The 18,557-nt window shown below is 35.4% G+C and carries 20 protein-coding genes; 2 read left to right on the forward strand and 18 right to left on the reverse strand.

Annotated features, from left to right (window positions below; all coding sequences use genetic code 11):
- Positions 1-137 precede the first annotated feature (137 nt).
- Positions 138-1,400: a sporulation integral membrane protein YlbJ gene (gene ylbJ / locus BUC45_RS01185; RefSeq protein ID WP_296969615.1), complete on the forward strand. Its 1,263-nt coding sequence runs from the start codon at positions 138-140 to the stop codon at positions 1,398-1,400.
- A 1-nt stretch (position 1,401) separates the two neighbouring features.
- Here ylbJ and BUC45_RS01190 read toward each other — a convergent pair whose 3' ends face one another.
- The 7 genes from BUC45_RS01190 to BUC45_RS01220 all read right to left on the reverse strand — a co-directional run bounded on the left by BUC45_RS01190 (position 1,402) and on the right by BUC45_RS01220 (position 7,699).
- Positions 1,402-1,848 (reverse strand): ATPase, encoded by a 447-nt coding sequence (locus BUC45_RS01190; RefSeq protein WP_296969618.1) that lies wholly within the window; start codon positions 1,846-1,848, stop codon positions 1,402-1,404.
- A gap of 28 nt (positions 1,849-1,876) precedes the next feature.
- The gene (gene coaD, locus BUC45_RS01195; protein WP_296969621.1) at positions 1,877-2,359 is read right to left on the reverse strand and encodes a pantetheine-phosphate adenylyltransferase; all 483 of its coding nucleotides are present in this window, start codon (positions 2,357-2,359) and stop codon (positions 1,877-1,879) included.
- 6 nt (positions 2,360-2,365) lie between these two features.
- Positions 2,366-2,905, reverse strand: coding sequence for a 16S rRNA (guanine(966)-N(2))-methyltransferase RsmD (gene rsmD, locus BUC45_RS01200; protein WP_296969624.1), 540 nt, complete (start codon positions 2,903-2,905; stop codon positions 2,366-2,368).
- A 271-nt stretch (positions 2,906-3,176) separates the two neighbouring features.
- On the reverse strand, positions 3,177-3,401 hold the full coding sequence (locus BUC45_RS01205) for an alpha/beta-type small acid-soluble spore protein (protein WP_296969627.1): 225 nt from the start codon (positions 3,399-3,401) through the stop codon (positions 3,177-3,179).
- Between the two features lie 220 nt (positions 3,402-3,621).
- Positions 3,622-5,643: an ATP-dependent DNA helicase RecG gene (recG, locus tag BUC45_RS01210; RefSeq protein WP_296969629.1), complete on the reverse strand. Its 2,022-nt coding sequence runs from the start codon at positions 5,641-5,643 to the stop codon at positions 3,622-3,624.
- Between the two features lie 13 nt (positions 5,644-5,656).
- Positions 5,657-7,324 carry a DAK2 domain-containing protein gene (locus BUC45_RS01215; protein WP_296969632.1) on the reverse strand — a complete coding sequence of 556 codons (1,668 nt, stop codon included), beginning with the start codon at positions 7,322-7,324 and terminating at the stop codon, positions 5,657-5,659.
- Between the two features lie 21 nt (positions 7,325-7,345).
- Positions 7,346-7,699, reverse strand: a complete 354-nt coding sequence (locus tag BUC45_RS01220) for an Asp23/Gls24 family envelope stress response protein (RefSeq protein WP_296969635.1) — start codon at positions 7,697-7,699, stop codon at positions 7,346-7,348.
- 154 nt (positions 7,700-7,853) lie between these two features.
- On the opposite strand from BUC45_RS01220, the gene rpmB reads away from it, so the two are divergent.
- On the forward strand, positions 7,854-8,045 hold the full coding sequence (gene rpmB, locus BUC45_RS01225) for a 50S ribosomal protein L28 (RefSeq protein ID WP_366749461.1): 192 nt from the start codon (positions 7,854-7,856) through the stop codon (positions 8,043-8,045).
- A 28-nt stretch (positions 8,046-8,073) separates the two neighbouring features.
- Here rpmB and spoVM read toward each other — a convergent pair whose 3' ends face one another.
- The 11 genes from spoVM to priA form a co-directional block, all read right to left on the reverse strand.
- Positions 8,074-8,157, reverse strand: a complete 84-nt coding sequence (gene spoVM / locus BUC45_RS11940; RefSeq protein WP_366749463.1) for a stage V sporulation protein SpoVM — start codon at positions 8,155-8,157, stop codon at positions 8,074-8,076.
- A gap of 13 nt (positions 8,158-8,170) precedes the next feature.
- Positions 8,171-8,329 (reverse strand): hypothetical protein, encoded by a 159-nt coding sequence (locus BUC45_RS01230; RefSeq protein WP_296969641.1) that lies wholly within the window; start codon positions 8,327-8,329, stop codon positions 8,171-8,173.
- Between the two features lie 80 nt (positions 8,330-8,409).
- A complete protein-coding gene (rpe, locus tag BUC45_RS01235; protein WP_296969644.1) occupies positions 8,410-9,060 on the reverse strand; it encodes a ribulose-phosphate 3-epimerase in 651 nt (216 codons plus the stop codon).
- Positions 9,061-9,154: 94 nt separating this feature from the next.
- Positions 9,155-11,017 carry a Stk1 family PASTA domain-containing Ser/Thr kinase gene (gene pknB, locus BUC45_RS01240; RefSeq protein ID WP_296969646.1) on the reverse strand — a complete coding sequence of 621 codons (1,863 nt, stop codon included), beginning with the start codon at positions 11,015-11,017 and terminating at the stop codon, positions 9,155-9,157.
- Positions 11,014-11,772 (reverse strand): Stp1/IreP family PP2C-type Ser/Thr phosphatase, encoded by a 759-nt coding sequence (locus BUC45_RS01245; protein WP_296969649.1) that lies wholly within the window; start codon positions 11,770-11,772, stop codon positions 11,014-11,016. The genes pknB and BUC45_RS01245 overlap by 4 nt, the downstream gene beginning before the upstream one ends.
- A gap of 4 nt (positions 11,773-11,776) precedes the next feature.
- Positions 11,777-12,808 carry a 23S rRNA (adenine(2503)-C(2))-methyltransferase RlmN gene (gene rlmN, locus BUC45_RS01250; RefSeq protein ID WP_366749450.1) on the reverse strand — a complete coding sequence of 344 codons (1,032 nt, stop codon included), beginning with the start codon at positions 12,806-12,808 and terminating at the stop codon, positions 11,777-11,779.
- A gap of 11 nt (positions 12,809-12,819) precedes the next feature.
- A complete protein-coding gene (gene rsmB, locus BUC45_RS01255; RefSeq protein WP_296969654.1) occupies positions 12,820-14,166 on the reverse strand; it encodes a 16S rRNA (cytosine(967)-C(5))-methyltransferase RsmB in 1,347 nt (448 codons plus the stop codon).
- A gap of 7 nt (positions 14,167-14,173) precedes the next feature.
- The gene (locus BUC45_RS01260; protein ID WP_296969657.1) at positions 14,174-14,947 is read right to left on the reverse strand and encodes a DUF116 domain-containing protein; all 774 of its coding nucleotides are present in this window, start codon (positions 14,945-14,947) and stop codon (positions 14,174-14,176) included.
- Positions 14,940-15,878 (reverse strand): methionyl-tRNA formyltransferase, encoded by a 939-nt coding sequence (gene fmt / locus BUC45_RS01265; protein WP_296969659.1) that lies wholly within the window; start codon positions 15,876-15,878, stop codon positions 14,940-14,942. Before fmt ends, BUC45_RS01260 begins: the two co-directional genes overlap by 8 nt.
- A gap of 2 nt (positions 15,879-15,880) precedes the next feature.
- The gene (gene def, locus BUC45_RS01270; RefSeq protein ID WP_296969666.1) at positions 15,881-16,345 is read right to left on the reverse strand and encodes a peptide deformylase; all 465 of its coding nucleotides are present in this window, start codon (positions 16,343-16,345) and stop codon (positions 15,881-15,883) included.
- Between the two features lie 11 nt (positions 16,346-16,356).
- Positions 16,357-18,552 carry a primosomal protein N' gene (priA, locus tag BUC45_RS01275; RefSeq protein ID WP_296969668.1) on the reverse strand — a complete coding sequence of 732 codons (2,196 nt, stop codon included), beginning with the start codon at positions 18,550-18,552 and terminating at the stop codon, positions 16,357-16,359.
- Positions 18,553-18,557: the final 5 nt, after the last annotated feature.

Below are 18,557 nucleotides of genomic sequence, written 5' to 3' on the forward strand. Positions count from 1 at the left end.
TGACCTAATAAAAACCTTTTTTGAGCGTATTAAATGGAGAAAATATAGCTGTAAAATTATGGTTGAGAATAAAAAAGGTCACAAAGCAAAAAGCTCATATATTAAAATGAACGAAACTACGCTTGGGAGGCTCGAAAATGAAAATTAAAAATTTACGTTCTTATATATTCAAAGCTTATCAGCTATTTTTACCTATATTAGCAGTAATTATTACCATATCTATCATCTGTTTCCCTGATGAGGCCTTCAATGCAGCATTAGAAGGACTTAATACATGGCTTGCAATAGTTTTGCCGGCACTGCTTCCCTTTTTTATAGGTTCGCAACTTCTAATGGGGTTAGGAGTAGTGCACTTTATGGGCGTATTATTAGAACCATTTATGCGTCCTTTATTTAATGTGCCTGGTGCAGGATCTTTTGTCATGGCAATGGGTCTTGCCAGTGGATATCCTGTTGGTTCTATGCTTACAGGTAAATTGGTCAAAAATGAATTATGCAATACCTGGGAAGCAGAACGGCTCATGTCTTTTACAAATACCGCTGATCCCTTATTTATGATTGGAGCCGTTGCAGTAGGAATGTTCAAAGATGCAAGATTGGGCATAATAATTACTCTGGCACACTACATATCAGCAATTATTCTGGGATTTATTATGCGTTTTTATGCCAAAAATAAAGATATTACACCTTTAGCTTCAACTTTCAAAAAACAGGGTAGTGTTTTTTTAAGGGCTACGCGTGAACTTTTAAGAGCTCGCAAAGAAGATGGAAGGCCATTTGGTCAGTTATTGGGAGATTGCATAAAAGACTCTGTAAACTCATTGCTTATGGTACTTGGATTTATTGTATTATTTTCAGTCATAATCCGGATCATAACAGTCGCTGGTTTTATAGATATTGTAAGTCCGGTTATAGAAACAATTTTGAAAGCATTTGGCTTTGATAGTAGTTTGGCTCCAGCTATTTTAAGCGGCTTTTTTGAAATAACTCTGGGAACACAATTAGCAAGTGCTACCAGCGCTCCTTTAATGCAGCGAGTAATTATTGTAAGCAGTATAATCGCATGGAGCGGCCTATCGGTGCATTTTCAAGTTATAAGCATGGTAAGTGATACAAAAATAAGAATTACACCTTACATTTTTGCAAGACTATTGCATGCTTTTCTTGCAGGATTTGTAGCATATGTATTAATGATAACACCTATCTATAGTTTTGAATCATTTGTAATACCTGCATTTGCAATGTCTCCACAAACCACATCCGAGAGTTGGTTAAATATATTTAAAACTTCTACGGAGGTTTTTGTATTATTATTTATTTTGGTACTCCTTACATCAATTATTACTCACTTAATTAAAAATTTAAACATTATCGGTTTTAAGGTTATAAAGAAAAAATAAATTACCTTGTTTTATTAAGTTCTTCTCTACTCTTTTTTAAGGTTTCCAGCAACCTTTCAAGATGCTTTTGTGCATCTTCTAAGACCTCATCTGCATAAGCATTTGCTCCCGTACGTAAATCGCGGGCTGTCTGCTTGGCAAAAGTCAATATTTGATCTGATTTTTCTCTAGCCATTTTAGTAATTTCGTCCTGATTTATCATCTTCTCAATCGTATCCTGAGCCTCTTTAACTATTAATTCTCCTTGCTGTTGCGCTTCAATTAAAATGCGCTGTCTGTCTTCAATAATCTTTTTAGCATCTTTCATATCTTCAGGAATCTCTCTTAAAAGTTCATCGATAAGGTTTAAAATTTGGTCTTGATTGATTACCACTTTGTTCGAAAGCGGTATTTTAGGGCTATTGATTATTAATGTTTGAAGTTGTTCTATAATTTGAAAACAATTCATTCAAAAACCTCCTTCAAGGTTTTTATTTTTAATTGATTTTAAATTTCTGTTTCAAACGTTTTTCTACCAAAGGTGGAACAACAGTTGCAACACACCCCCCAAGGCTTGATACTTCTTTAACTACGCTGGAACTTAGATACGAGTACTTGCTATTTGTCATTATAAAAATAGTTTCAATGCGCTCGTCCAATTTTTTGTTCATAAGAGCCATTTGAAGCTCGTACTCAAAGTCTGATACAGCTCTTAAGCCTTTTACAATAACACGGGCCTTTTTTAATTTGGCAAAATCCACTAATAAGCCCGAAAAACTATCAATTTCAACGTTCGGAATATCATTTACAGAATCACGTATCATTTCGATTCTTTCTTCCACAGTAAAAAGCGGTTTTTTTTGAGGATTGGATAAAACGGCTACAATTAACCTATCGAACAGTTTCGAGCTCCTTTGTATGATATCTAGATGCCCATAAGTAATAGGATCAAAACTCCCCGGATATATCCCTATATTCAAAATTGGTCACTCCTTTGTTAAAAATGTTAATGCAGTTCTGCCATATTGTTTGTATTTATAGCATGAAAAACCATCAAACTTAAGTAGCTCATCTTTTGGATGTTGAATTACAATAATTGATTCTGCCATATTAAAATCTTTTAAAACATCTAATGTTGCTCCTATATTGTTTTTGAAATAAGGAGGATCCATAAAGATTATATCAAAAGTATTGCCATCCAAAATTAGTTTTTTTAAAGCAGATATAACATCACTTTGAATAACTCTTCCTTTTCTGGTTAATTTTAAATCTAAAAGATTTTGTTTAATTATTGAGCACGCGATTGGATTCTTTTCTATAAAAATAGCATTCTGGGCACCTCGGCTCAGTGCTTCAAGGCCTACTGCTCCTGTCCCTGCAAACAAATCCAAAAAGCAACTTCCAACAACATCACTGCCAATTATATTAAATAATGCTTCTCTTACAAAATCCGATGTTGGGCGGGTGTTCTTACCTCCTATAGACTTAATTTTTCTACCTCTGTGAAAACCACCAATAATTCTCATAAGCCAAACACATTAAACTCCTTTCAAGCAATATTCTAACATATTGGCGACAAGTTTAAAACAAATAATTGTATTTTAATGATATTTTATTTAAATGTATTGAATAGTTTTCCCTAGGTCTGTTCATACTATAATTGTAATAAACTTTCCCCATAAGCTCTTCCTCCGGTTTCTCCTCTCCCAATGCCGGCATAAATGCCGGCATTATTATTTTAATCTACTTTAAAAAGGGCAGGCTCAAAATGAGCATGCCCTTTTTTAATTTATTTATCTATTGAGTTGTCGTTCCGCCACTTGCACGTCTTTGATAATCCTCAATCATTTTTTTAACCATATGGCCGCCGACAGCACCACAATCTCTCGAAGAATAATTTCCCCAATATCCATCTGCAGGGGCTTGAATTCCAACTTCTTTAGCAACTTCATTTTTAAACTGTTCCATAGCTTTATACGCTTCAGGAACTACAAGCTTATTTCTTTTTTGTCCCAATGCCATAATCTAATTTCACCTCCTTCATCATCGTACTGTTAATATAACCTAAGAAAAAGTCTATATACTAGAATAATCTGCCTTGAAATCCAATCGATACATGAAAGCTTTTATAGAAAATAAACGACTACAGCATTTTTCAAAACTTAACATGCTTAAGTCGTTTATTATATGTAATAAATTATTTTTTTATTTTTCAACAGTAACTTAATTCTAATGGAAAAAACTATATACAGATTTTAGTTTCCAATGACTTTTTTAGATTTTTATACTCAGGTAGCAAAAGATATCTTTCTTCTAAAATTTGATTTGCCAATTTTTGTGTAGTTTTAAGAATTTCTGTGTTATCAATGAAACTAGCAAATTTAAATTCAAAAAATCCATGCTGCTTAACCCCTAAAAATTCTCCGGGGCCCCTAAGCTCCAAATCCTTTTGTGATATTTTGAAGCCATCATGGCAGTTCATTAGATAATTTAACCTTTCTCTTGCAGTTCCTTGATTAGAACCTGATATTAAAATACAATAAGATTTTAAAGAACTTCTGCCAACTCTGCCTCGCAATTGATGAAGTTGAGCAAGCCCGAATCTTTCAGCATTTTCAACTATCATCAAAGTAGCAAATGGAACATCAACACCAACTTCTACAACTGTAGTTGCTACAAGTACTTGGATTTTTTTTAATAAAAATTGGTTTAGTATCTTGTCTTTTTCATCCTGCTTCATTTTACCATGCAACATTCCGATTTTTAAGCACGGATACTCCTGCCTTAAGTATGCTGTATGTTGTTCAACGTTAATTATTTCTAATTCATTTTCCTCAACTGCTGGACATACCACATAAACCAAATGACCTTTTTTAACTTCTGAAGCCATAAAATCATATACTCTTTTTCTCATGGAGTCGTTTACTACATAAGTATCTACCTTCTGTCTGCCTGCCGGCATCGTATCAATAACAGAAATATCTAAATCGCTGTATAGTGCCATAGCAATCGTTCTAGGTATTGGAGTAGCACTCATTACTATAACGTCTGGACAATGACCTTTTTTTACAAGGTTTTCTCGTTGCTTTACTCCAAATCGATGTTGTTCATCAGTAATAACCATTCCTAGTTTTTTAAACTCTACATCTTCTTGTATAATTGCATGTGTCCCTACTAAAACATCTACAGTCCCATCTTTCAGTTTCAAGAGAAGTTTTTTTCGTTCTTTTTCGGCAAGCCCTCCTTTTAGTATGTCTACATTTATATCAAGTGGACTAAGAAATCGTTTCAATGTATTATAGTGTTGCTCTGCTAAGATTTCCGTAGGAGCCATCATAACACCTTGAAAACCATTTTTTACCGACAGATATAATGCGGCACACGCTACTATCGTTTTACCTGAACCAACATCACCTTGAACAAGCCTACTCATAATATACTCACTTTCAAGGTCTTTTATAATATCTTTTAAAACCTTTTTCTGGCCGGAAGTAAGAGTAAAAGGAATTACTGATAAAAAAGGTTTTAGATCAATGGTATTATATCTGTTTTTACGTTTTTCAGATTTTAAATAATATCTAGATAAATTTACACCTAATTGAAATAATAATAGTTCTTCAAAAATGAACCTTTCTCTTGCTTTTTCTAACATTCTAAAGCTTTGTGGGAAATGAATGTTTTTTATTGCTTCCTCAAGCGACAGTAAATTATATCTGTTTAATATATCAGTCGGTAGCGTTTCTTCTAAACCGGAAAAATTTTCTATGGCGTTTTTAATTGTGTTTCTAATAAAATTTTGAGAAATACCTTTAGATAGTGGATAGATAGGTCGAATTCTTTCAATCTTAATATTGCTGCCCTTTTCAAATTTTATCCATTCAGGGCTAGAAATTTCGTAAACACCAAAGTTCTTTTTAATTTTCCCTATTAATAAAAGTCTCTGATTAGGGTAAAAACTTTTTTCTACAAATGGCTGATTAAAAAACACGGCATAACCTTTATTTTGACCGTCAGTAATCGGGAGCTTAGTTATATAGATACCTGTTCGGGTTTTTCTGCTTACAGCAGAACCTGTAACAATGCATGGAAAAGCTCCAGCTTTGTCTTCTATACCCTGCTTAAACGTCAATGGTGACATATCCTGGTAATCTCTGGGAAAATAAAATAAAACATCTCTTATAGTGTATATCCCTAATTTGGAGAGCTGTTTGGCTCTTGCCGGGCCAATACCTTTAATATTTTTTACATCAGATGATACATCCATAAACACCACACCCTTATTCTACTGAAACAATATAATAATATAAGTTTTGCCCTCCAAAATAATATTCTATATCAAAATCATTATATTTTTCCGTTAAGATTTCTACCGTCTTTTGTATTGAATAATTATCTATATCAGCTCCATAGTAGATTGTAATTATCCCATCCTGCCTGCCTTCAGTCATAAGAGCTATCAATTTGAGAATTACTTCCTCTTTTTCTTTTCCGGTTATTAGCAAATCGCCATCCTTTATTCCTAGAATATCTCCTTTTCTAATTTTAGTACCATTCCACTCAGTATCTCTAACTGCATAAGTTACCTCTCCGGAAATTACATTTTTAATATTTCGTTTCATGTTTAAAATATTTTCTTCTACAGAAAGCTCTGGATTAAAAGCTAGCAAAGCCGAAATACCTTGTGGGATTGATTTTGTCGGCAGTACATAAATATTCTTATTAGATAAACTCTTCGTTTGTTCGGCAGTTAATATTATATTTTTGTTATTCGGCAGTATAATAATATTATCATAGGATTTTTTTTCTACTATTGATAGGATATCTTCAGTACTAGGATTCATCGATTGACCACCTTCGATGATATCCGCACCCATGCTTTTAAAAATTTCATTTAATCCTTTACCTTGAGACACTGCAATTACACCTATATTTTTCTTATTTATCTTGAAATCTTCCAGATGTTCAATATGATTTTCACTATTATCTTCGTTTGAACTGTTTATAATTTCCCGATGCTGTATTTTCATATTATCGATTTTTATTTTTGAAAGTTCTCCCCACTTCAAAGAGCAACTCAAAACTTTATCAGGGTTATTTGTATGAATATGAATTTTAACCAATTCACCCATACCTATCACTATCATTGAATCTCCTAAATTAGACAATTCACTTTTTATAGATTCTATATCAATTTCTTTTCCAGTTATAAAAAGTTCGGTACAATATATGTATTTTATTTCTTGACTAAGTTCTTTATTATGGCGAACTTCTTCATTAATTGTCTGCAAATTTTGTTCTGAGGAGGAAAAATCAAAATCAAGTTTTGGATTTTTTATTGCTTCATAAAACCCTCTTAATAAGAATAAAAGTCCTTTTCCTCCTGCATCTACAACTTTTGCCTCTTTTAGTGCTTTAAGCATCTCAGGAGTCTTTTCTAGCACTTTTTCCCCATATATTAATGTGTTCTGAAGTATTGTTTCGAAATTATTATTACGCTTTGCTTCAAAAATCATTCTATCAGCAGTTTCCCGCGCTACTGTCAATATTGTTCCTTCTACAGGTCTCATTACGGCTCGGTAAGCCGCATCAACCCCACTTTTATAGGCTGCTGCGAGTTCCATCGGTGTAATACTATCTTTATGTGCCGGTATACCTTGAGCAAAGCCTCTAAAAAGTTGAGATAATATAACCCCAGAGTTTCCTCTAGCACCCATTAAAGAACCCCAAGCTGCAGCATCAGCAATTTTTTTTAGGTTATTTGATGATATTTTTTCTAGTTCCTTTACAGCTTGATCCATAGTTAACGACATGTTTGTTCCTGTGTCTCCATCCGGCACTGGAAATACATTTAAAGCATCTACGGTTTTTTTGTTTTGCCTTAAAACAAAAGCAGCATTAATTATAGCTTTTTTTAATATACTACCATCAATTTTTTTAATAGCCAATCCCGAAAACCTCCTCATCTCTTACTTTGTTCTGACTCCATGAATTATCACATTGGTTCTATCGGGACTAAATCCCATTATATTCTCTAAGGTAAAATTTACTTTTTCAATTACATTGTTAGCAACCTCATGAATTTTCGTACCATACTGAACTATAATATGCAAATCAACAGTAAGCGTATCTTCGTCAATTTTTACTTCCACGCCTTTATGAAGGTTTTCCCTCCCAAGAAGCTCAGTCAAACCATCACTCATTTTTCTCGATACCATTCCAACCAATCCATAGCACTCCATAGCTGCATTGCCAGCAAGTACAGCTATCACTTCCTTGGATATCTCTATTTCCCCTAAGGAATTTTTAATTATATTCTTCAACTAACTGCCTCCCTTCAAGTCACTATTCATTTATATCCATTATAGTATATTTTTTGTTTTTTTCATAATTAAAAGTTGTTTAAGGTGGCTTTCCTTATTGCAGTGCTCCCGTTTATATGATAAAATACTTTTGGCATATCAAAGAGGAGGTGCAATAATGGCAAAGTGTGAGATTTGTGGTAAACTTCCCAGGAAAGGCATACAACTTAGCCATTCCCATAAAAAATCTAAACGTACATGGGCTCCAAATATTCGCCGGGTAAAAGCTGATTTAAATGGTCGTACAAAAAGAATCAATGTGTGCACCAGCTGCTTGCGTTCCGGAAAAGTAAAAAGAGCCAAATAAAAATCAGCGTGCCGGTTAGCACGCTTTTTTATTTTTCCTGGCCAAACAAACCTAGAACAGCTTTAACAAACTTGCTGAGGGTTTTTGGGAGTTTTAATACATATATCCGCATTAACCCACCCCTTTCACCATTTAGTGTTACACAAAATCCACCCAAACCAAACCAAAAAACCTCCCATAGCCAGCATCCACACCCAAGGAGGCAGGCTTACAATTAGTATAACTATTCCTGCTATTACTGCTGCTAAACCCAGAATTTTCTTTATATCACAATATCCCCTCACTTAACCGACCCCCTTACTCGCAAGTAATTCTCCGTTATTTTATTATATTCCGCATACCATATCCGTGATACTAAATTCCATTAATGAGCTGTTTTTATTTTTTTAATTACATCCCCAGGATTAGAAGATTGATAAATCGCAGAACCTGCAACCAGTATATCTGCTCCGGCTTTAATTATATCTGGTGCGTTCTCCTCATTAATACCTCCATCCACCTCGATTAAAATTTCAGGATTTTCTTGTTTAAGAATTCTTTTTAAATCCTTGATTTTTTCTAGCATGTTGGGGATAAATTTCTGTCCGCCAAATCCCGGATTCACACTCATTATAAGAATCATATATATATCATCAAGTATATATTGCAGGTCGGACAAAGGCGTAGAAGGGTTTAATGCAACACCCGGTTTTATACCCTTGTTTTTAATGTAGTTTACTAATCTGTGCAAATGTATAGTAGATTCCGCATGAACCGTAATAATATCCGCTCCAGCTTTAATAAAATCGTCAATATGTCTTTCAGGATTTTCAATCATCAGATGGACATCAAACGGAAGAACTGTTTTTCCTTTTAAACTTGATATAACTGGAGGGCCAAGGGTAATATTCGGTACAAAATGCCCGTCCATGACGTCTATATGTAAGAGATCAGCTCCTCCATTTTCAACTTTTTTAATTTCTTCTGATAAGCAACCAAAATCCGCTGATAAAATCGAAGGTGCAACTTTAACCATGAATCAAACCTCTTTCTAAATATTATTTATGGAAAATTAAAATATAACCACATTGCTTAAAAAAGATACCGGCGGGTTTATACCCGCCTTAAATTTATCGTTTACCTTTAAAATAAAGTATATCATCTAACCAAACTTCTATATCCATCTCTCCAGCTCCTTCTATCGGCACATTCAAGGGGCTATCTTCAGGAGTATGGTTTTTAAGATAAACAGTGCGATTCTTACCTAAATCATCTGATACGACTATCTTTACAGTAGTCTCTGCGGATTCGGAAGACAGCAAGATTGGGCCAACTGATATTTCTTTTGATTGAACAGGTCCGCTGCTTATTACAATACTCATAGAACCATTTGGTTTCATGGCCTCATTTGGTTTTGGGTTCTGCTCAATTACAGTATTTTCTGGTGCTTGATCGGGTTTTTTGGAAACATTGCTGACTATAATATTTTTTTCTTTTAATAATGCTTGTGCCTCATCTAATGTTTTACCCACCAGATTTGGTGCATTTATTGTTTCAGGTCCCAAGCTGACAGTAAAATTAACTGACTCACCTTCTGAAAGAGTAAAGCCTTCTCTAGGATTTTGATCTATGATAATGCCCTCAGGTACATCAGGAGAGTTTTCGGGGATTATTCGGCCAGCTTCTAATCCATAACTATTTAACAAAGCAATGCCTTCCGCCTCAGTTTTACCAACTATGTTTGGAACTATAGCGGCTTTAGGGCCTTTGCTTACTACCAAGTCTATAGAAGGATGGGTTGTTTTTACTTTTTGGTCACCCTTCGGATCTTGATCAATTACTTGCCCTGCAGGAGCCTTATCAAAAACTCTATCAACTATATTAGGTTTTAAATTTAGCTTTTCAAGCTCTTTTACGGCGTCCTCCACCTGCCAACCTATTACATTTGGAACTATAACTTCAGGCACTTCAATGTATTTCCTTGCTAAAAATGCTCCTAGATATGAAAAAACCCCGAACAATACTACAAGCGAGACAGCAATGGCTAAACCTTTTGCAATATTCTTTGGTTTTTTTCTTATAGGCTTGGAATTAGAAGTCGATAAGTTATTTTTGAGATTATTCATCACCATTGTATGCTCTATATTATCGTCATGCTTGAAATTGATTACTTCTTCGTCGGTTAAAACCCTCATTAAATCATTCTTTAATATTTGGGCATTTTGATATCGGTCCCCCGGTGACTTGGCTAAACACTTTTGGACAATCATTTCAAGTTCTTCGGGAAAGCCGGGAATCGTATCGGAAATTAATGCCGGTCTTTCCTGAATTTGCTTTAAAGCTATAGCTACCGGTGTCTGACCATTAAAAGGTAATTGACCGGTAAAGGCTTCATATAATACTATTCCTAATGAATATAAATCTGATCTTTCATCTACCATATCACTTTTGGCTTGTTCAGGCGAAAAATACTGAACCGACCCAAAAACATTATCACTATTGGTTATGGTTGCTCCATCTGCAGCACGGGCAATGCCAAAATCTGTAACTTTAATCCTGCCATCAGAGGTTATCATAATATTTTGAGATTTAATATCTCTATGAATTATTTTATTTTTGTGTGCGCATTCTAAAGCATCACATATTTGTATGCCCATTTCTACTACCTCTGCAGGAGGTATGGGAGCCTTTTGCTTTATAAATTCTTTTAATGTAATACCTTCTACATATTCCATGACTATATAATATAGTCCATCCTCTTCACCAACATCATAAATCCCCACTATATTTGGATGAGATAAGCTTGCAGCAGCTTGAGCTTCTCTTCTAAACCGTCTTACAAAATCTTCATCTCCGGCAAATTCAGGCTTTAATACCTTTATGGCTACAATCCTATTGAGTAGATTGCATCTTGCTTTATAAACTACGGCCATTCCACCGCCGCTGATTTCCTCTAAAATTGTATATCGATTTCCCAAAGTTTTTCCTATCATGTTTTTTCACATCCCACTTTATCCGCTTTAATTACACCTACAGTAATATTGTCTTCTCCACCTCTTAAATTCGCTTCATCTATAAGCTTTTGAGCGGCTTGTTCAGGTCCTTCCGAACTTAATACAATATTTTTAATACTGTCATTTTCCAACATATTTGTCAGGCCATCACTGCACAGAACTATTATATCATTATCTTTTAAATCAAATTTGAGAATATCCGGCTCTAACAACTCATCTGTGCCTAGTGCCTTTGTAATTATATTTTTCATCGGATGAGTTTTAGTTTCTTCCATAGTTATACGACCATCCTCTGCCAACTCCCATACAAGAGAATGATCTCTAGTTAACTGTTCTATATGATTTTCTCTGATTAGGTATGCTCGGCTATCACCTACATGACCAATATACAGATGCCTTCCGTGAAAAAGTGCTATTGTTATTGTAGTTCCCATTCCTAACAACTCATCATTTTTTAAAGATAGTGAAAATACTTTGTTATTTGCTTTAGATATAGAAGATTTGAGAATTTCTTTAACTTCCTGAGCACTGCAATCCTCTAACAAATGACTATTCACATATGTAGATACTTCTTCGACAGCAATTTTGCTGGCAATCTCACCTCCCTGATGGCCGCCCATTCCATCAGCTACTATAAAAAGCTGCGGAAGCTTGCTTCCTTTTTGAGGAAAATAAAACATATCTTCATTATTTAATCTTGCCTTCCCAACATCGCTTTTTATTACGCCAATCATTATTTCACCTCACAAATAAACTTCGCCGAAGCTGTCCACAGGCTGCGTTTATATCACTTCCCATTTCCCTTCGAACAGTTGCGGAAATGCCATTATTTAAAAGTATTTGTTCAAACTTTCGTACTCGGAAGTTATCGCTCTTTTTAAATTTTTTCCCTTTCACAGGGTTAAGGGGTATTAAATTTACATGGCATAACAAGCCCTTTAACAAGTTTGAAAGTTCGTAGGCATATTGTTCAGTATCATTTATATCAGAAATCAATATATATTCGAAAGTAATGCGCCTTTTTGTTTTCATTATATAATATTTACATGCATCTAACAATTGTAAAATTGGATAACGCTTGTTTATTGGCATTAAACTGCTTCGTATATCATCATTGGGTGCATGTAAAGACACTGCAAGGGTAATCGGTAAACCTTCTTCCGCTAGACGGATAATCTCCGGAACTATCCCACATGTAGAAACGGTCAGTCTTCTATAGCTTATATTAAAAGCTAGAGGTGAATTTAAAATCCTTAGAAGTTGCATTAATTCATCATAGTTTAAAAGCGGTTCGCCACTTCCCATTACAACCACTCGGCTTACCTTTACGTTGGAATCTTTTTCTATTGCAAGTACCTCGTCCGCCATTTCCCACCAAGCTAAATTCCTCACCATTCCACCTTCTGTTGAGGCACAAAAAGCACACCCCATGGGACAACCCACCTGGCTGGAGATGCAAGCAGTAGTCCCAAAAGAGTACTTCATTTTTACACTTTCGACCATTTGTCCATCTTCCAAAACAAAAATATACTTAGTCGTTTCATCAATTTCTGATTCATATTTTTTGTATATATCTATCTTGCCTACATAAGCACAATCCTTTAATTTAGCTATTAAGTCCTTTGGCAGATCCGTCATTTTTTCAAATTCAGTTTGCCCTTTATATATCCATTTAAAAATCTGCTTTGCCCTATATACCGGTTCACCAAGCTGCCTTATAAATTCTTCCATCTGAGTTAGTGTTAAACTTTTCAAGTTGATTTTCTCCATTAATATCCCCTTCAAGCCTTTATCCTTTTTAAACGTGCTATAAAAAAACCGTCAGTTCCATGTATATTCGGGTATAATGTAATATAACCGTAGGGTTGTTCAAGGCTGTCATGCAGCTTTTCTGGAAGATACGGCCTTAAGTCATCATAAATAAAAGAATCGTTTTTTGCAAGAAATTCATCTACATTTTTTTCATTTTCTTCAGGCTCTATGCTACATGTGCTATAAATTAAAAAACCTTCCGGTTTTACATATTTTGAACATACTTCAAGAATCTCCTTCTGTTCAGATTTTAAAGCAGTTATATCTTCAGGTTTTTTTGACCACTTGATATCAGGTTTTCTGCGAATAACACCAAGCCCAGAACATGGAGCATCAATTATAACCTTATCAAACTTGTTGAACATATTTTTATCAGGGATTTTAGCATTTCTTACCTCCGGCACAACAATAGTTGCTTTTAAGCGGCGACAGTTTTGTTCTATTAGTTTGACTCTGTGAGGATGAATATCCCATGCAATTATTTCACCCTTATTTTGCATAATAGCAGCCATATGAGCAGTCTTACCGCCTGGTGCAGCCGCTACATCCAACACCTTGTCATTACTTTTTACTCCGGCCGCCAATGATGCTATAATAGAACTTTCATCTTGAAAAGCAAAAAGTCCTTTATTAAAACTTTCCAGTTGGGCAATAGGAGGTGAGTCTAAGATATATAAAGCTTCTTCAGCAAATAAACCAGGTGCTACACGAGCCCCTTCGGCTGATAATTGTTTTTCTAATTCTTCTCTATCGGTAACCAAGGTGTTTACCCGAATGCAAGGCTTAGGTCTTTCATTCAAGGCCATACATAAATCTTCGGTAAAATTTTTATCAAATAACTCTATCCATCTTTGAATAAGCCAAGAGGGAAAAGAATAATAGATAGATAAGTATTTTTCTATATCTGTATTCTTGTTTGGATATACTATCTTATCTCTTTTCCTAAGCACATTCCTTAAAATAGCATTAGTAAAATTAGCTGCCCTTTTCCCTTCATATTTTTTAACAAGACTGACTGATTCATTGACTGCCGCAAAATCCGGCACCCTGTCTAAAAAAAATGTCTGGTATATTCCCACCCTAATAGCATTTTTAACAAATGGCGATATTTTAGACAAGTCTATTTTGGAAAATTGTGATATTATATAATCTATTCGCAGAAGGTTTTGTATAACTCCATTAACTAATTCAGTAACCAGTGCTCTGTCTTTTAGCGACATATCCGAGGTTAGATGTTGATTTAAAAGTAAATTCCCATAAGACCCTTCCTGTATTTTTATTAGCATGCAAATGGCCAATTCTCTAGGATTGGACATTTTTGTATTACTCCTTCCCATTTAAAAAAAATTCAATTGCTTTGGATACTTTTGCTAAATCTACCTTTGTATTCTTACACGGCCCTTCAGGTCTTATATTTAAAACTCCCATTACCGGCAAGGGATTTGTATCCAGAATTCCTTCGGTTAAATCTCTCTCACATGCAATAGCCACAACTGCTTTAGGTTTAATATCCATTACCTTCTTTCTTGCCAAAGTACCGCCTGTTACTACTGTTAGGTTCACACCATAGTCGCTGCTTATCTTCAAAAGCTTATCTATATCACATCCCCCACAATGCCTGCAATTAGATACATCGGTTGTGACCTTATAAGGGCAGTCCCATTTTTGCAAACAGTGAGGTGCAAGAATAAGAATATCATTTGGAGTTAGGTCGTAGTTACGGCTTTGTAGTAACTTGTTGTTTACTTCTATATACGAACTTTTAATAATATCTTTAGGTATGTGAAAGGCTTTCCCTATGGCCAGGGCTAAAGGAAATAAGATGTTTAATGAAGTATTCATTAACTTTTCAAGACCAAAAAAAGTTTTGACATGCCAGAGTGTCATAACAACTCCGGCCAAGCCTATGCTGACTATTAAAATGAATAAACTTAAAAGAATTATTACTGCAAGCAATATATAGCGATACCAATTGCCAAATCTATTGTAGTAAATAAGAACTCCCGAAAAAATCATTCCAATAATAAGCAGTACGCTGAAAGAAAGCAAGCCAATAAAGACTCTCTTTTTTACAGTTTCTCCATTTTGTTTATACATCAGCAAAAAATTCTCCCTCTTTTATATCATGGCCGACTAGGTATTCAGTTGCCTTTAGCCGCTTTTTGCCAGCTTCTTGCAGCTCAAGTATGAGAATACTGCCGTCACCTGTTCCTACAAGAAAGCCCTCGTTTTTTACCAAACCCATAAACCTACCCGGATGAGATTTTATTCCGGCTGAATATGGTTTTGCCTTCCATATCTTAATTTCGCGGCCGTTCCTTATGGTATACGATCCTGGCCAAGGATATGTTCCTCTTATTAAATTATAAATCTCATTAGTGTTTTTTAACCAATTTATTTTGCCATCTTCTTTTTTTAGCATGGGAGCATATGTTGATTCTTCGTGATTCTGGGGCTTTCGAATTAAATTACCTGATTTTATGCATAAAAGTGTTTTCAATAAAAGATTTCCGCCCAAATATGATAATTCTCTGGAAAGATCCTCTGATGTCCAATCATTTTTGATGGCTATTTGCTCCTGTAAAAAAATATCTCCAGTATCCAAGCCTTCATCCATCCACATAGTCGTTACACCTGTTACTGATTCGCCATTTATAATCGACCATTGTATCGGAGCTGCACCTCTGTATTTCGGTAGTAATGAAGCATGAACATTGATGCAGCCTATCTTAGGTATCTTAAGCACCTTTTTGGGCAAAATTTGCCCGAAAGCAACAACAGTTATTATATCAGGTTCCAAAGCAATAAGTGTGTCAATAAAATGTTCGTCTTTGACTTTTTCAGGCTGATAGACCGGAATATCATATTGAACTGCCAATTTTTTAATCGGCGGTGGAGTAATTACCCTTTTCCTACCCACAGGGCGGTCAGGCTGTGTAACCACCGCCACTACATTTATATTCTCTTTAATTAACATTTCTAATGGTACAACGGCAAACTCAGGAGTCCCCATAAATATAACTTTCATTTTCATTCCTCACTATCAGGTTCAATAAATTTTATGGCTTTATCTACAAAAAGCTTACCTTCCAAATGGTCTATCTCATGGCATAAAGCCCGTGCTAATAAATCTTCTCCCTCTATTTCAATATATTTTCCCCACTTGTCCTGCGCCTTCACTTTAACTCTACTCGGTCGAGGTACTTCGCCTAATATGCCGGGTATACTTAAGCATCCTTCTGGTTCGATTACCTCTCCTTCGCTTTCAACTATCTCAGGGTTTACCAGCACGATTGGTCCTTCACCTACATCGATAACTACTACTCTTTTTAGTATGCCAACCTGGGGCGCTGCAAGCCCTACGCCATTAGCGTTCATCATAGTTTCCAGCATATCTAGTATAAGAGTATGCAGGCGATTATCAAACACCGTTACATTTCTGGATTTTTTTCTCAGCACCTCATCGCCATATTCTCTAATATTCCTTAAAGCCATCGTCATTCCTCCTATAATAAATCCAGTGGTTCCATATCCCAGGACATATCAACTTTGCTATTATTATTTAAAATCTGCATCTGGTTGCATATATTTACTAAGGTTTGAATTTGCTTACTCTTTAGTAAAATATTATATCTATAATTGTCTTTAATCTTTGATCTGGGCGCCGGCACGGGACCATAGATTTCTATATCGCTATTATATTTCTGATATAATATTTGTCTTACTTCTTCAGCTTCTTTTTTTATTAAGTCTTCATAACGACTTTTAAATACGATATTTAACATATGACAAAACGGGGGATAAATAGCTTCGCGACGAATTTTGAGTTCCTCTTGATAAAAACCGCTTATATCAAAATTGCAGGCAGCCCTTATAGCAAACGATTCGGGTGTGTATGTTTGAACATATACCATGCCTGGAGTATCTCCCCTACCTGATCTTCCTGCTACCTGAGTTATCAACTGAAAAGTGCGCTCACCAGACCTAAAATCTGGCATGTTAAGCGCAGTATCTGCACTGATAATTCCGACCAATGCCACATCTGGGAAATTAAGACCCTTGGCTACAGTTTGAGTTCCTATTAGTATCTGGGCTCCGCCTCTTTTAAAATTTAATAACATTTTTTCCAAAGAACCTTTTCGAGAAGTAGAATCTGAATCAATTCTAATAGTTCTGCATTTGGGGAAAAACCTCTTTACTTCCTGTTCCACCTTCTCCGTTCCTGCCCCAAAGTATCGTATATTCCTACTTTTGCACTTTGGACAAATATCCGGAGCTTTTATGCTGTACCCACAATAATGGCATTTCCCGCTTTTATCTTCAAAGTGATATGTCAATGCAATATCACAGTATTTGCACTTTAATACAAACCCACAATCGCGGCAAATCACAAAAGTCGAATGCCCTCTGCGATTTAAAAAAAGTATTATCTGTTTATGCTTTTCCAAGGTTTCTTTCATACCGGATAATAACTTTCGACTAAAAATATGTCGATTGCCCGATTTGAGTTCTTCCCTCATATCTATTATTTCCAGTTTTGGCAAAGATCTTCCTGAAACTCTTTTCGTAAGCTTAGCCAATGAATATTCTCCCTTAGCAGCTTTATAGAAAGACTCAACTGACGGTGTAGCACTGCCTAAAACCAAGCTGGCATTTTGTTTTTTCGCCCTGAATTCGGCAACCGTCCTAGCATCATAATAGGGATGTTCCCCGTTTTTATAAGAGGATTCATGTTCTTCATCTATGATAATCATACCCAAATCTTTTATAGGTGCAAATATAGCTGATCTTGCACCTAAAACTACCAACGCTTCACCAGAATATATCCTTTGCCATTCATCAAATCTTTCCCCTTGTGAAAGTTTGCTATGTAAAACAGCAGTTTTCCCGGGAAAGCGGCTGCGAAATATCGAAAGCATCTGCGGAGTTAAAGAAATTTCAGGAACGAGCATAAGAACCTTTTTCCCAGCTTTTAATACATTTTCTATTGCTCTAATATAAACTTCGGTTTTGCCGCTGCCGGTAACCCCGTAAATAAGGGTAGTTCTTTTTGAATCATTGAAATTTTTAATTATTGCTGTCAATGCATTTTTTTGTTCAATAGTTAAGTTAATGTGCTCACAGATATTATTGGTCGTAATAACCATAGGCCGCCTTCTGACTACTCTATAATCTCTCTTAATTACTCCTTTTTCAGTTAAAGCTGTCAGAGCTGACCTTGCTGATGCAATAGGCATTTTTAGATTTTCCGATATGTCATGAGCGGTAGCTGTTTCTACATTTTTTAAATATTCAAATACTCTCTTTTGATTAAAAGCTCTGCTTGAGATAACTTTGTCAGTAGAGCATACTGAATAAACCAATTCTGTTTTTGAACTGACTTTCGGGGGTAGCATAAGCTTCAAAAAATCGATAATTGGAGTTCCGTAATATTCGGCTAACGACTTGGATAAATCTACCAATTCTATAGGAAGCGAGATGGCTTCTTTTCTTATGACTGCTTTAAGTTCGTAATCCGTCGTTTTTTCTATAAAATCAAAAAGCTCTGTAACTACGCCTGTTACTTTTATATTGTTAAAAGGAACACATACTAAATCACCTATATTGATTGAGGGGGCTATCTCCTCGGGGACTAGGTAAGTATATTCCTTTTTGGCTTTTGGGTGTTTTACATCTACAGCCACCAAACAAGTTTTAATCAAAAAAC

This window comes from Tepidanaerobacter sp. EBM-38 (genome assembly GCA_001896545.1).
In the GTDB taxonomy this organism is placed as follows: Bacteria; Bacillota; Thermosediminibacteria; order Thermosediminibacterales; family Tepidanaerobacteraceae; genus Tepidanaerobacter.